This window comes from Labrys okinawensis, from assembly GCF_047345005.1.
GTDB lineage: Bacteria > Pseudomonadota > Alphaproteobacteria > Rhizobiales > Labraceae > Labrys > Labrys okinawensis.
This window is the reverse complement of sequence record NZ_CP178864.1, coordinates 3,260,637-3,275,194: the sequence shown is the minus strand read 5'-3', so window position 1 is coordinate 3,275,194 and position 14,558 is coordinate 3,260,637. Positions and strand designations below refer to the sequence as shown.

Genomic DNA, 14,558 nt, shown 5'->3' with positions numbered 1-14,558 from the left:
GTTCGCGTCCCAGGCTAACGACTACAGACCAGCCTGAGTAACGCGAGTATCGTCGAATTCGTAAAACTCTTGATTCGCAATACTTTGATGGCTACCGCATGGAGATCGAAGCTCAAACGATAGAGGCAATCTGGCGTGCCTTGCAAAAGCCCGCACCGGCAACGTCCCGTCGCGCAAATACGATGGACGAGCGCATCGCTGCATCGGGGTGGGCGTCGGCCGTTGATCTGGAGGACTATCTGCTTTCACACGATCGCAGGCTCGACCCTCCAGCCGTCGTCGACCCCAAAGTTTTGGCAGGAGCGCTGGGCCTGCCATATCGCTCGGTATTCCCTCGACCGCAGCGACGCAGCGACGATGTCTCTGGCTATGACATGCTTTCAGCGGCCGATACCGCGGCGCTTTGCATTTGGCTGGAGCGGCTCGGCTTCCGGATCGATGTCGCCGACCTTTGCGCTCGCGTTCGCCCGCGTCTGGACGCGACAACGCACCTGACCGACGAGGAGATTTCGGTGCTCTTCTATGAGGCGAACCGGCATCGCCTCCGGCCGATCACGCTTTCCGCCCCGCATCGAGAATGGCGCGGCATGACGACATCGCGATTCAAGACAGCATCCGGATATCGGCTGGAATATGCCTTTGACGACGATGGTCACGCGTTGTGGCTCACCGCCCGATCGCCGAAATACCGCAAGCGGCCCGAATCCGCGGCGGTGACATGCCCCGATTGCGGAATGACGTACGTCAAGGGTTCTCGGACTGACGAGCAAATGCATCGTTCTTTTCACCGGAAACGATTTTCGTTCATCGAACCCAAGCCGCACCGACGCTTCAGCGAAGCACTTGATCGAGACCTGGATGCCGCATGGGTAGATGCCAGATCCCCAAAATGGAAACGCGCAGAGGTCTACGGCCGGGCGCTCGAATTTAAGCGCGAACTTGGCTACGACTTCACGCAGTGGTCGTTAGAGGCCCAGCATGATCCCGACGCCATCGGTTTCCTATTCTCCGACGAATACGGTCGCATCGTCGGCGCGTGCTCTTTCCGCCCGCAAGACGGAGAGCGTGAAAGACCGTGGCGCCTTGATTGGATTTGGATCTGCCCGGACGCCCGCCGCCTGGGCCAGCTCGATCGACATTGGGACCGCTTCCGCCAGCGTTTCGGCATTTTCGACGTCGAGCACCCTGTCTCTGATGCAATGCGGGCTTTTCTGCGCAAGCGGGGTAGCGCCAACTTATTGCGGTAGAATGCAGTCGACCACACCGTCACCTCGGGTCCTCGGAAGTGAACCCGTAGCCTTCACACTGGTGGATTACCAAAATTGGCAACGAATGAACCTCGCGACCATCACTACGTTCCACAGTTCTTCCTGCGAAATTTTGCCGTTGACGAGGCAAAAACTCGGATAACGACGGTCGGAAAGCATGGGCCAATGGCGGTCTGGGCCGAGCGTTCAATCGAGAGCCTTGGCTACGAACGCGACTTCTATGTGCACCTGCGTGACGGCATTCCGGTTTCGGTCGAAACGGATATCAACCGTCGCATCGAGACTCCGATCTCGCAGAGCGACACGTGGGCAAAAATTATGAGCGGCCGGACCGACGCTCTCGATCAATCTGACAGAGCTATCCTCTACGCGCTGATACGACATCTCGACGCCCGCACGCCGCACTACCAAGCGACAATGAATGATCTCACACAGATGGCGAGAGACCCGGTTGCGGAAATCGCTTTCGCCGACGAGGAGCGCGCCGCCTATGCGGCGATGCACGCCAATCCGAACCTGGCCAAAGCTATGCAGAACCACATGGCCGCAACAACGGAGTGGGCAGAGAGCAGCTTCAAAGGCGCTCTTATGATGATACTTCGCTCTCCGATCGTCCTCCGCTCCTCAACAACTCCAGTGTTCTCGATGCCCGCTCCGCGTCATCCGGCAATGGCGCTCCCGCTTCCCGGCATGGTTCCATACCAACTCGTGTTGACGCTCAACCCAACCACGATTGCCTGCTTGGTTCTCGGCGATTTCGATGGCGTATTTTCGAATCGAGAGATCGACGCCGCCACAGCTGCGGGTTTCAATCGACACTTCGTCGGACAGTTTGCCAAATTCGACTACGTTCGGCACTTGATTACCCCCGCCGACAACATCGCAGTCGATATGACCTGGGCGCCCTACGACGTGATCGAAAGCTCGGTCCGAAAGATCGTCTTCCGCCGACGCACTTGAGCATCTTCTACTCCCGTTGGCTTCGCTGATAGAGCTCGACGACCCACGGCGAATGATGATGCTCCTGATAGATCAGGCTGAGGTGCCTTTTCGGCCTCGTCACACCGACGTAGAACAGTCGCCTTGCTTCCCGAAGCCCTGCCGGAGTGCGACTGTCGCGTTCGCTTGGAAAGTCGCTGGCGTTGACGCCATACATGATCACGGCGTCGAACTCCCTGCCCTTGGCGCTATGCAGCGTGCTGAGGTTGACGCGGCCCGCCCCTTCGACACGGCCCGCGAAGTGAGCCAGCGAAAGATCGAGATCTCGCGCTGGATCCGTGTTGGTGATCATTTCGGTGCAAATTTGCCATTCTTGTTCCGAATTTCGGGCAACGTCGCGCCATGGCATGACGAGTTCTCGATAGAAACGCTGCAGCCATGCGTGCGTCGTCTCCGCCCTACCAATCGAGGCATTCAGGAACCCCATAAGCTGTGCCGACAGATCCTGTTCCTCGCGTTCGCTGGCATGGCGCCCGAACACGATCGTCTTCGCCTGCGACAGCAGCCGCGTATACGGTGGATCAGCGTCCAGCCATCCGCCAGTCGCCCAACGAGCACAATCCTCGATGAAGCGCGCGAGACGCTAGTTTCTCCTGACGAGGGCGTTGGTGTCCGTTCGCGCGAACGGAATATTGGCGTTTTTCAGCGCACTCGCGACTTTGTCACCGAGCCAAGCCGCGCGATAGAGAACCGCGATTTGCTCGAGCTCGAATCCTTGTTCGATCAGCTTTGGGATAATGGTGTCGGCGATGGCCTGCGCCTGCGAGTCGTGGCCATACGGAACGTGCCAAAAACTCAGATCTCCCTCGGGGGCGCCGTCGACGCCATGGTAATCGCGCTCTTCACCGAGCGCGCCCAGCGACGCGCGAATGATCTTTCCGCCCGAGCGATAATTAAAGCGCAGCCTGATAGTCCGCACATCGGGTCGGCGCGTCAGGCTTTCGAGCAGTTCTGGATTGGCGCCGGCAAAGGCATAGATCGATTGATCGGCATCGCCAACGGCGAAAAGCCGGATTCCGCCTTCAAAACACAAAAGCAGGACGAGCTCATGCAGCGCATGGCCGAGATCCTGATACTCATCGACCAACAATACCGGAAACCGCGCGCGAAGGGCCTCACGGATCCAGAGGTTCTCCTTGATCATGCGATAGGCAAGAAGCGGCATATCGTCGAAATCAAGCAGGCCCTGTCGGCGCAGTTCCGCCTCATAGGCCTCGATGAAAGCAGCCAGTTCGGGATTGCGCCCACGCCATTCCGGCCGCGAGCGATCAACGTCGCGCTTGCGCTTCTCGGTCGCGAACTCCCAACGCCGGTGCGGATCGTCGGTGCCGTTGATGGCGTTCCTGTACGCCACCTCCACCGCAGCTCTCGCTTCCAATCGCGTAGCAACCCTGAAGTTCGCCGGAAGGCCCACCGGTACACAGCGGGCATAGGGGCCGATCACCTGGCTGAGCGCAAAGCCGTGCACGGTGCCGATGAAGGCGCGATCTCCAGGAGCAATGCCGAGGCGGGCGAGACGGGTTTCGAGTTCGATCGCACACTCGTTGTTATAGGTGATGCAGGCGACGCCTCGCGGTTCGACGACATCCTGCGTCAAAACCCGCGCCATAGCCGTGGTCAGGGTTTTGGTCTTCCCGCTTCCGGGACCGGCCAGCACAATGCAATGTCCGGTTTCAACGACAGCGGCCGCCTGTTCCGGGTTCGCTTTGAGTTCGGCCAACGCCTGCGCGAGCGCGCGATCATTAGACATGATCGACCGCGGCAACGACTGCGGCGATAGCGCTCTCGATATAAGTTGGTGGCTTGAGACCCACCGCTTTCTTCGCCAACCTGGCACCGAGTCGGCCCTTGCCGACGCTGGCGATCATGGCAAGCAGCTGCACGGCATCGACCGGCGCGCCGGCCCGCCAGGCGGCGATGCGCGCCGTCCGAACCGAGCCGAAGTCTTGCTCGCCAAGAATATCGAGTAGCGGCAGCAGCAAGGCTGGCGTATTGGCGACAGACACTTCGAAGGTCTGATCGTTGAGGAAGACGCGAGTTTTCGCGGCATCCACACTGAACGCGGCATAGTCCATCGCGTCCCATTTTGCCAGTTGCAGAGGTGTTAGCAGAGGCTGGCCACGAACTGTGAGCATGTCCTGCCAAAGATCGAACGTCCGCTTCTTTCCCAGAGGCGGCTTGCTACCGTCGAGAGGATCCCAGTCGGTGATCACGCAATAGGGGAGCTTCAACGCTTCCGCGAGCTTGACATAGGGGCGGAAGTTGACCCCGCCAACATTGCAGACCGTGATCCCAAGCTCGTCCAACGAATGACCGAGCGATGAGGCGAAGATGGGCAGGAGCGCCTCCTCCGCGTCGCCTTCGATGAAAATGGCGCCTCGGGCGAACAGCAGCTCAGCGCGTGTCGCGTTTAGATACGTTTCAAGATCGTCGATCTCGTCTGAAGTTACCGGCAGGTTCGCCAGCGAGAATGCCTGGGTCGCCCCAGCCTGCTTCTTCAACTGTACGATTGAGCGCAACGGGGTGACTGCCGCCAAAGTCGGCGAATGGCTGGTGACGATCATCGCCTGCGACGCGTCGACGTTGCCAAGCAGCTTCTTGAAGACGGATCGCTGGAGTTGCGGGTGAAGATGCGCCTCGGGCTCCTCGATGCAAAGGAGCGAGAAGTTTCGTTCGTTCTTCTTCCGGCGCCATGAGAATTCTGCGAGCTTCAAAGCCAACAACGCCACGTTGGCCGAGCCAAGACTGGCATCCCCAATGCCACGCTTTCCGTTGTCGATGAACATCGCAATCGCCCTGAACAGGCGCAGCGGGTCGGTCGGCGCGAATCTCAGGCGAGCATCGATGTCATGCGCTTTTCCGGAAAGATGGACGATGCCCGCCCGCAACTCATCTTCCAGCGTCTTGATCGTCGGAAACGTTTCGAGCGTCTTGGTCGCCTTGTCGAGTTCGGCAGCCACGGCGTCGATGTCCGTGCGGCTGATCCCGGAGACGGCATCCTCGAGCAGAGGGCGCAATGGCGAACTGCGCCAGTTTCCCAATTGCCCTTCGGCATCGCGCAAGGCGTCCAGTAACTCGATCGCGATACGGCGGCGCACCCTGCTAGGAAGCGAGCGGGTTTCATCGCCGCCACCGAAAACGAAAAACTCACAATCGGCACTTGATTGCGGAGCGCCAGTGATGTCGGACTTCTTGCGGAAGACGTAGCTGAGCTGGGCGACCGTCGGATCGTGAGCGGCGCGAAAATCGGTCAAAAGCGCGGTCAAGGCCATGTCGGTCGCGAAATCAGAAAGCTCCAGATGCACCTCAATAGGCGCGCTATAGTCCGCTGGCCCCCCGTCCCAGAAGTCAGTCAGTTTTAACTGCCTCGCCGAGTCGGGGAGTGTCGGATCGAGGATGAGCTGGATTGCGAAGAGAAGATTGCTTTTTCCTACCCTGTTCTGCCCGAGCAGCACGACATTGCCAGATAGCGGAATATCGATAGATTGAAAGTTTCTGAAGTTTCTTATGCTCAACTTGCTCAGACGCATTGCACCCCCCGGAATCATAGCTTTTACTAGCGTAGCATTTCAGTAAATAGCGAGTCTGGACATCGATAGAATCTCGATCGAACAATATCGTAAAGCTCCTAATGATCACTCGCTCTACCCACATCGTCGACGGTTTGCTCGCGTTACGCACTGCCCGCGCGGCGGCCGCCCGGGACGGAGCCATTGGCCGCGAGATCCTGACGCTGCCCCTTCTCGCCGGCCGCCTTGTCGGCGGGTTCACGACACCAGCGGGGACCGATGTACTTTACCCGGCGATTCAGGCGGCACTTGCTGCTGGCGGTTTTCAGGATATTGCCGACATGGCAGGTTTGCCGGGCATGCCACGGGCGGTTCTTCAATCACTCGATTCGGTCTGGCGGACAGACTTGGATTTGGCCTCACTCGCCCACGAGGCAGCGCGATTCCACGACCTTGCCCTGATCGAGGCGCGAATCCGTGAGAACATACCGGCCACCCATCTGCTGCCGCGCGACCTGCGCGACGCGGCCGTCAAACGCGCCGATCACGCTCGCCGCCTGCTAGGACCCGTCACGCTTGCCGGGATCGTCGAAGTTGATTCGGTTTGGTACCCGCTGCTCAATGCGGTCGCGCGCGTCACCGACCTATCTTGGAACATGCCGGAAGGTATCGAGCAACCTTGGTTCGGCGGCGCGATCCGAACGAGCGCAGCCCCTGGCCCCACTCAAATTTCCGCCGAAACGAGTGCCGATCAGAAGTCAGAGGTCGTGGAGGCGCTGAGGTGGGCTAGGCGACTGCTATCGACGGGCCAGATTAAGGCACAGGACATCGCAATCGCAGCGACTTCGACGCAAGATTGGGACGACCATTTTCTTGCCTACGCGAGAAGTGCTGCGCTTCCGGTCCATTTTTCTCATGGCGTTCCGGCACTGAGCACAGCGGACGGTCAGACCTGCGCTGCCCTCGCGGATATCCTCGGCAATGGTCTCACCCAGGAACGCGTCTGGCGCCTGATCCGGCGCCTTCCGGCGCGGCCGTTCGCCAGCTCACTTCCCGAGGATTGGTTCGCGGGTATTCCGAGAAGCGCAGCACTACGGACGCTTGATCAATGGCGCGAGGCGCTGACCGCGGCCAGGCCGCGGCGGGCCGCGGCCGAGCTCGCCGAGCAAACTCTTCTGCCGATCCTCGAGCTCCTTGCCCGAGGGCCCGACGCGGGGGGCGAAGCCGGCACGCGGCTATTGAGCGGCGCCAGCCGGACGATGTGGGAAGAGGCGTTGCGAAGCGCCCCGCCGCATGCAATTGCGCTGTCGCTGCAATCATTACGCGTCGCAGATCAGCGGGAACCCGCTAACAGCGTTGTTTGGTGTCCGGCATCGCAGTTGGTGTCGTGTCCGCGACCGTTCACACGTCTGCTTGGCTTCACCAGCCGATCCTGGCCACGTTCGGATCATGACGATCCCCTAATCCCGCATCATATGCTTGAGCGTCGCAAGCTGCATCCGGTCAGCACCGCCGAGCGAGACCGCCTTCATTTCGAGATCATAAGGGCGCAGACGCGCGAGCAACTTGTCTTATCGCGTGCGCAGCGAAACGCCAGAGGCGGCCAGCTATCTCCAAGCACCTTATGGCCGGGCGACTCGGTCGTTCACAAACGCGACCGCGTGCCAGAACACGCTTTCAGCGAAGCCGACAGGTTGCTGGCGCGCGCCCGCGATGCCGGGCAGCTCGCCCATGTGCGGCAGGCTCAGCTCTGCTGGCGAAATTGGCAGTGGCGTGCGGATCTCACCGCACATGACGGATTGTCGAACGCCAATCACCCAGCCATCGAGGCGGCGTTAGCGCGGATCCAGTCGACGACGTCAATGCAGCGCTTGCTGCGTGACCCGCTCGGGTTTGTTTGGCGATATGCGTTGGGCTGGCACTCGGCCCGCCAAGAGCCGGAACCGCTGCAGCTCGATCCAACGTCGTTCGGCGAGCTCGTGCACGAGTTGATCAGCAATGCGATCACAGCGCTCGAACCCACGCCGGGATTTGCGCGCGCAAGCGCCGACGAAATCGAGGCAGCAATCGAAGACGCTTCAGCGGCTGTCCTGGTAGCATGGCCGTTACAACGATCCGTCCCGCCGTCAATCCTCTGGCGCCATACCGTGAAGGAAGCGGCGCGCAGGACGGCCAAGGGCCTTGCCTCCGACGATCTGGTGCGATCCGACACGCGAAGCTGGACCGAGGTGCCGTTCGGCCAAATCGATCCGGCGGCGGAACAAGCGCCGTGGAATGCAACGTTGCCGGTTCCAATCGAACCGACCGGTTTGGTTTTCGGCGGCCGGATGGACCGCTTGGATATTCGCGCGACCGGCGATGCCGCAAGGATCACAGATTACAAGAGCACCAAGCCGCCTCCAAAAACCCAACGCATTACGCTTGGACAAGGACGCGAGTTGCAGCGCGTGCTTTACGCAATTGCGGTGCGGGCGCTGTTGCCTGAGGTAAGAACAGTGGTGGCACGTCTGATTTATCTGACGGATGAGCCGGCAACCTTCGAGCTCAAGGGGGACGAACTCGATAACGCGATCACTCACGCCACCGACTACCTCTCGGCGGCGACGGTAATTCTGCGCAGCGGACGGATCGCGCCTCGTTGGGAAAAGGACGCCTTCTACGATGACATGCGTCTCGCGCTTCCAGCGGATCGCGAAAGCTATCTTCGTCGCAAAGCCTCTGAATTCCGCGCGGCCAACCAGCAGCTCAACAAACTCTGGGGCGCCTCGACATGACGCTCGTCGATCAGGACAATCGTTGCCGAGCGATGACGGACTTCTCGTCGATCCTGCTGGTGGAAGCGGCTGCGGGAACCGGAAAGACGTCAATCATGGCCGGGCGCGTGGCGATGATGCTCGCCGCAGGCCACCGCCCCGAAGAGATCGCTGCAATCACCTTTACTGAATTAGCGGCAAGCCAACTTGCCGCGCGCATCAAAGAGACCGTCGACCTCCTGCTGGCGGGCGTTGTTCCGACTTTCCTTAAGGCGGTCATTCCGCTGGGGCTCTCCGAGCAGCAGCGAAGCGCACTTGTCGCCTCATCCACGCAACTCGACGAGTTGACTGCGACAACCATCCACGGCTTTTGTCAGGCGATCATTCGCAGCCATGGCGTCCAGGCCGGCCTTGATCCTGGCGCTCGCATCGCCGACGCGACTGTCGCTGATAATTTGTTCATGGCGGAATTATCAGCGTGGTTCTCACGCCGGCTCGCGATTGACGTCTCACAAGACGATCCGATCGTCGTCTTGGCGGAGCAAATCCCGCTGCAAGTGGTCGACCTCGTCCGCGAACTTGCACTCCTGCGGCGCAAGCACCCCGATGCTCAGCCGATCGTTCCGCCCCGCGGCTTGAGACCTGACGTCGACTTCGTCCAGGCGGTCGACGACTTCGAGCGTTGGAGAGCAAGCGTTGGGGAGGAGGCATGGGCGCGAGAAATCGCACAGGAACTTGGGAGGCTGGCGACGCGCTACCAAGGCTGCTTCACCGGCGATCCGGATTTCCGCTCGCTGTGGCAGCTTTGCGATCCAGGATCGGGCCAGTTGTTTGGACGGAAGGGATTGCAGCTCAAGACTTATGACGAGGCCGCTCGTGGTTTTGGCGCCCACACGAATGACATTGGCAACGATGCAGGGCGGGCACTGTACGAGGCAGTCAACGATGCATGGGGCCAGCTCATTGGCCACATCGCGAGCACGCTCGTCTGCTCGCTATCTGGCTCGCTTGATCAGCTCCTTGAGAGCTATCGCGCCCGAAAACGCGCGGCGGCAATATTGGATTTCGACGACCTGATAGTTCACGTGCAGTCCCTCTTGCGATCACACGAAGAGGTTCGACAGGCAGTCGGACGGCGCTATCGGTATATTCTGGTCGACGAGTTTCAGGACACGGATCGCATCCAAAGCGAGATTCTGTTCTCGATTGCTGCAATCGCCGAACGCCCAACGCATTGGGAAGCCGCGCGGCTACGCGCTGGAGCTCTTTTCCTCGTCGGCGATCCGAAGCAGGCGATTTATCGCTTTCGCGGCGCCGATATCGAAGCTTACGAGCTTTGCAGCAGGCTAATCCAAGGCCAGGATGGCGGAGCAGTTATCGAGGTCACGGCCAATTTTCGATCGCTTAGCCCAATCATCCGCCACGTCAATGCATGCTTCGAACCGGTTTTTGCGAAGCCTTCGCAGCCCCGATATGTCGCTCTCGCTCCGACCCTGTCCGACGTATCGCAGCCCCTCCCCTGCGTGGCACGTTCCACGATCGAGATTGCTACCGACGAGCGCATTTACGCAGAGATGTTTCGGGAAGCCGAAGCGGAAAGGATCGCGGATATCTGTGCAGCGTTGGTCGGAAACCTGCGAATTCTGAGGGCCGACAACACTCGCACGCCCCTACAGGCCGGTGATATCGCGCTGCTGTCACCGGGTCATACGGAACTCTGGCGCTATGAACGGGCCCTCGAACAGCGAGGCCTCGCGGTGTCGTCGCAAGCTGGCCAGACCTTAATGCGCCGGCAGGAAACGCAGGATGTCTTGGCACTCGTGCGGGTACTGGCGGATTCGTCGGACACGTTCGCCTTCGGCGCATTCATGCGTGGTCCGCTGGTTGGGCTGACCGAACAGGAGCTGCTCGACATTACGGCGGCCCTCTCCGCAGATGGGACGGGTCAAACCTTCTTTACGGTGCGCACCGACCCCGCCTTGCTGCAGCATCCGCTGGCCAAGGAAGTTCTTATGCTGCTGCAGAGCCTGCGGCGAAAGGCGTCCGTCGTCACCCCAAGCCTCATTCTCACCGAGGCCATCGAGCGCCTAAATGCCCGCGTCATTGTCGCGGCGCGCCATGGTAACCGAAACGCACGCGCACTCGCCAACTTGGATGCGCTGATCGAGAGAGCGCGAAGCTACGGCGTTGCCGGCTTGCGCGCTTTCGTCCGCGATCTCCAATCTGACTGGGAGCGCAAGGCGAGAGCACCGGAGGGGCGCATCGACGCCGCCGAGCATGCGGTCGAGATTGTCACGATCCACAGTGCGAAAGGATTGGAATGGCCGGTGGTCATTCCAATCAACTCGACGACAGAGCTCTATCGGCCGGACCAGTTCGTTCACAGGCAATCCGACAACAGCCTGCATTGGATGATCGGCGGCGTCGCGCCCCCGGAGCTGGCTGCGGCGCGCGCGGCGGAAAGCCTGGAGGATGCCAATCAGCGCGAGAGAATTTGGTACGTTGCATGCACACGGGCGCGAAACCTTCTCATCCTTCCTCACATCCCACAGGCGTCAAAAGATTCGTGGTTCAGCTCCGTCGATCTTCGTCAGCTGGAAGTCCCAGAACTGGATCTTTCTTCATTCACGCCACTGGCACACCGTTCAGGCGCCTCTCAACCGAATGAACAGTCGGCCGAAATCTTTGCGACGGAACAGCGTCTCGTCGAGGACAGCTCGCCGCCTCTGGCATGGCGTCGACCCAGCGAACATGACGGTGATCGCCTTGGCGATTCTCTCGACGGAGTGATCACCTTAGAGAGCAACGCCGAGCGTCTCGAAATTGCAGGCGCGGGCGCTCGGCGCGGGGTGATCCTGCATAAGCTTATGGAGGAGCTGCTAACTGGCGAACTCGCGGGTGAACTGGCGGCGAGCATCGCACGGGCCGACTTCCTGCTCGCTCAGCTAACGCCCGGCACAGAAGATGATCGAACCCGGCCCGATCCCAACGAAATGGGGGCGGCTGCGCTTCGTACGCTTGTTTTGCCCGAAATTGCTGAGCTGCGACCCTTTCTCAAACCAGAGATTCCGGTCTGGGGGACGGATGGCGACGTTCTTGTCGCCGGTCGCGCCGATGCCTTGGCCATCAGCGACCAGGGTGTTGACGCCGCAATTGACTGGAAATCGGATGTCAACCCGACACCAGCCGTTCGCAAGGCACACGCGCAACAGCTCCTCGACTATCTGTTGGCAACTCATGCCGCTCGTGGCGCTATCGTATACGTTACGAGCGGTGAGGTTACGTGGGTCGACGCGGCTGATTTACCGGCACGCGTTTGAAGATCACGGTTCAAGCCAAAGGAGCTAAATGGAAACCGAGTTTGACCCCGATCGCATTGGTCGCATCGGCGAGCGGCATTTTCAGGTGCTCTGCGAGCGCGCGGGCCTCTATTGCAATTAAAGCGTCGTCGACGTGAGGGGCTGCGAGCTGAAGGTGAAGACACGAGATTTCCGATGATCCGCAACGCTCGGGCTTGAGTTTCAGCGCACTCCTCATTAGCTTTCTCATTAGACTTTTCTTATGAGAGATGCCCGTGCCCACGCTCATCGCCGAGATATCCGACCAAAGCCTCAAAGGTGCACTTGAGGCTCTAGCCCCCTTCGTCGCGCCAGAAAACCTCAAGCTTTTTAACCCGATCGCGCTGCCGGACGACCAAGGCGATGGCGAGCTGAACCAGCTTGCGCAGAAAGTTGTCGAGGCCGTTCGTCCCAAGCCCACCCAACCGCTTCGCAAAGAGGCGCTCCAAAAGCTTCTGAGTGGACATGACACCTTTACCAACCAGGGCGGTGAAGCCGATCCGGCTCTGAGAAACGCCATGGGAGCGATCTCCAAGGCATTGCGGTCCGTCTTCGCGCACGATCACGCAATGCGTCGCCTCGCGGTTCCGAAGAAAACGCACTTCCCTGACGGCACGTATCGCGGAACCGTCTACAGTCTCACGCCGCTCGGTGCCCGCGTCCGCGATCTACTGAAAGCCGAAAAGGCGATCTGAATGACGGGGGAAATCGCAGGGACTGAGCTAAGGAACAAGATCGCCGAGCAGGGCTACATTCTAATCCCCGAGCATCGTCCAGGTGCCGACATCGTTGACGTCGCCAACGAGCTCGGCACCCCGCTGACTCCGTGGGAGGGCGGCCTTGTGCAGACGCTCATTCCCCGCGAAGACGCTGCTCCGAATACCTACAGCGGGAATTTCGGCCTGGGGCGGTTCCCACTTCACACCGATCTCGCCCACTGGCGCCGGCCACCACGCTACCTGCTGCTGCGATGCCTGGTCGGCTATCAAGACGTCCCCACATCTCTGATCGACGGCCGCGCGCTTCTCGACGCCATGTCTCGGGACACACTCGCACGCGCAATCTTCAAGCCACGCCGGCCACGAGACGGGGCGCTCGCGCTTCTTCGTCTTTTCGAACCTGCGGCGGAAGACGCCGATCTCCTGCGGTGGGATGAAGTTTATCTCCGGCCGGCAAGCCGAGTTGGCGAGACTGCCGACGCCCAGGTCCGCGACTGGCTCGCGAGGAGCACTCCGTTGTCGATCGCGCTCTTTCGCCCCGGCGATACGCTGATAATCGACAACTGGCGGATGCTACACGCTCGTTCACCAATTCCGGCAGGACGAGAGGATCGTTCAATTCAACGAGTATATTTGGGAGGGTTGCATTGAAGAAGACGATTGAACCGGACGCGACACCTCCAACCTTCGATCCGGAGGCGCTCTACGCAAAGGCCGCGCGCTACATCCAGAATATGGACGACTACGACAGTGATGAGTGGGAATACGCTCTCTGGTCGAGCCTCGCCCTGGAATTCCTCGCCCGCGCCGCCCTTGCAAATGTCAGCCCGGCGCTGCTGGCTGAAGCCGATAAAAATGGGTCGAACCTCTATTTTGCGCTCGGCTTCACGCCGTTCGAGGAGAGGTTCTCGCCGAAATCCATCGCAATCAGCGAGGTATTCAAACGCCTCTCGGGGATTCTCCCGGAATTCACCAAGGAGCATGAGAGCTTCGGTGTGGTGCATACCGGCAAGCGTAACGCCGAGCTCCATACCGGCGAGCTGGCATTCGAGGGCATCAAGGGATCGACCTGGCAACCAAGGTTCTATCAGACTAGCGAAATCCTTCTGACGTCAATGGGCATTCCGCTCGAGGAATTCGTCGGCAAAGACGAAGCGGAGGTTGCCAGGAAGCTGATCGACGCCGCTGCTGATGAAAGCGCGAAAGCCGTGAAGGGGGATGTCGAGGCGCACAAAAAGGTCTGGAACGCCAAACCCGAATACGAGCGCGCGACGCTGCAAACGCAGGCTGCTGTGTGGGCCACCCGTCAAAACGGTCACCGAGTCCACTGCCCGTCATGTGCGTCGACAGCGCTTGTAATTGGCGAGCCGGTTTCTGCTCCAACACAGAAACTCGATGACGACGAAATCATCGAGACCCAGGAGTATCTTCCGACGAATTTCGAATGCGTCGCATGCAGCCTCAAGATCGCCGGCCTCTCCAGGCTCGCCGTTGTTGGCCTCAGCGATCGCTACAAGAAAACGCAAACCTACGATGCGGCAGAATATTATGCTCCCGCTGACGATTGGTCGAACTACGAAGACGACAATAACGAACGCTGATGCTCAACGCCAAGGCAATCCTCACGGTCGAGGCGAATGACGACATTGCGCCCTTCCCTAATCGCCAGATGGCCGTGTTGCGCCGAGAAGAGCGGATGGTCTGGCTTGATCTGGGACGGCCGGAGTCCGAGCTGCTGCGGCCAGTCCCAAAGGCGACCTATCGCGTCGAGGAATATTGGGACGAACCCCGGCAGGCAGCATTCGCAATCTGAACCAACGGTTCGCGGCGACCACTCCATAGTAGGACACTTGTGGGGAAAGCCTTCCTCTGCGGCCGAGCCCGAGGTCTCGGACGACCCCTTCTGCGGGGAGACCCCGCCCAGAGTAAGAGTGTGGACCGGATTTCCGTGACGGGTTGAGTGTCGAGAGAG

General features: G+C 60.1%; 12 protein-coding genes. 8 read left to right on the top strand and 4 right to left on the bottom strand.

From position 1 onward, the window contains the following. Nucleotides 1-98 precede the first annotated feature (98 nt). Nucleotides 99-1,247: a C2H2-type zinc finger protein gene (locus ACMDCR_RS15310; protein WP_413993330.1), complete on the top strand. Its 1,149-nt coding sequence runs from the start codon at nucleotides 99-101 to the stop codon at nucleotides 1,245-1,247. Nucleotides 1,248-1,322: 75 nt separating this feature from the next. Continuing rightward, nucleotides 1,323-2,228 (top strand): DUF4238 domain-containing protein, encoded by a 906-nt coding sequence (locus tag ACMDCR_RS15305; RefSeq protein WP_413993329.1) that lies wholly within the window; start codon nucleotides 1,323-1,325, stop codon nucleotides 2,226-2,228. A 7-nt stretch (nucleotides 2,229-2,235) separates the two neighbouring features. Here ACMDCR_RS15305 and ACMDCR_RS15300 read toward each other — a convergent pair whose 3' ends face one another. The 3 genes from ACMDCR_RS15300 to ACMDCR_RS15290 form a co-directional block, all read right to left on the bottom strand. After that, nucleotides 2,236-2,748: a 3'-5' exonuclease gene (locus tag ACMDCR_RS15300; RefSeq protein WP_413993328.1), complete on the bottom strand. Its 513-nt coding sequence runs from the start codon at nucleotides 2,746-2,748 to the stop codon at nucleotides 2,236-2,238. 102 nt (nucleotides 2,749-2,850) lie between these two features. Further along, complete coding sequence (locus ACMDCR_RS15295) at nucleotides 2,851-4,017, bottom strand: UvrD-helicase domain-containing protein (protein ID WP_413993327.1); 1,167 nt, start codon at nucleotides 4,015-4,017, stop codon at nucleotides 2,851-2,853. Continuing rightward, entirely contained in the window at nucleotides 4,010-5,797 is a 1,788-nt protein-coding gene (locus ACMDCR_RS15290; protein ID WP_413993326.1) for an ATP-dependent nuclease, read from the bottom strand. Before ACMDCR_RS15290 ends, ACMDCR_RS15295 begins: the two co-directional genes overlap by 8 nt. 101 nt (nucleotides 5,798-5,898) lie before the next feature. Here ACMDCR_RS15290 and ACMDCR_RS15285 point away from each other — a divergent pair, with 101 nt between their 5' ends. Together ACMDCR_RS15285 and ACMDCR_RS15280 are read left to right on the top strand one after the other, a co-directional pair. Further along, a complete protein-coding gene (locus tag ACMDCR_RS15285; protein ID WP_413993325.1) occupies nucleotides 5,899-8,550 on the top strand; it encodes a PD-(D/E)XK nuclease family protein in 2,652 nt (883 codons plus the stop codon). Beyond that, nucleotides 8,547-11,849 (top strand): UvrD-helicase domain-containing protein, encoded by a 3,303-nt coding sequence (locus ACMDCR_RS15280; protein ID WP_413993324.1) that lies wholly within the window; start codon nucleotides 8,547-8,549, stop codon nucleotides 11,847-11,849. The genes ACMDCR_RS15285 and ACMDCR_RS15280 overlap by 4 nt, the downstream gene beginning before the upstream one ends. A gap of 10 nt (nucleotides 11,850-11,859) precedes the next feature. Here the strand turns inward: ACMDCR_RS15280 and ACMDCR_RS15275 are convergent, their stop codons facing one another. Then, nucleotides 11,860-12,066 carry a hypothetical protein gene (locus tag ACMDCR_RS15275; protein WP_413993323.1) on the bottom strand — a complete coding sequence of 69 codons (207 nt, stop codon included), beginning with the start codon at nucleotides 12,064-12,066 and terminating at the stop codon, nucleotides 11,860-11,862. A 37-nt stretch (nucleotides 12,067-12,103) separates the two neighbouring features. Here ACMDCR_RS15275 and ACMDCR_RS15270 point away from each other — a divergent pair, with 37 nt between their 5' ends. Genes ACMDCR_RS15270 through ACMDCR_RS15255 form a run of 4 tightly spaced genes read left to right on the top strand, consistent with a single transcriptional unit; the run spans nucleotide 12,104 to nucleotide 14,399 of the window. Continuing rightward, complete coding sequence (locus ACMDCR_RS15270; RefSeq protein ID WP_413993322.1) at nucleotides 12,104-12,562, top strand: hypothetical protein; 459 nt, start codon at nucleotides 12,104-12,106, stop codon at nucleotides 12,560-12,562. Next, nucleotides 12,563-13,237: a hypothetical protein gene (locus ACMDCR_RS15265; RefSeq protein WP_413993321.1), complete on the top strand. Its 675-nt coding sequence runs from the start codon at nucleotides 12,563-12,565 to the stop codon at nucleotides 13,235-13,237. It abuts the gene before it with no gap. Continuing rightward, nucleotides 13,234-14,187 carry a hypothetical protein gene (locus tag ACMDCR_RS15260; RefSeq protein ID WP_413993320.1) on the top strand — a complete coding sequence of 318 codons (954 nt, stop codon included), beginning with the start codon at nucleotides 13,234-13,236 and terminating at the stop codon, nucleotides 14,185-14,187. The genes ACMDCR_RS15265 and ACMDCR_RS15260 overlap by 4 nt, the downstream gene beginning before the upstream one ends. Continuing rightward, complete coding sequence (locus ACMDCR_RS15255; RefSeq protein WP_413993319.1) at nucleotides 14,187-14,399, top strand: hypothetical protein; 213 nt, start codon at nucleotides 14,187-14,189, stop codon at nucleotides 14,397-14,399. The genes ACMDCR_RS15260 and ACMDCR_RS15255 overlap by 1 nt, the downstream gene beginning before the upstream one ends. Nucleotides 14,400-14,558: the final 159 nt, after the last annotated feature.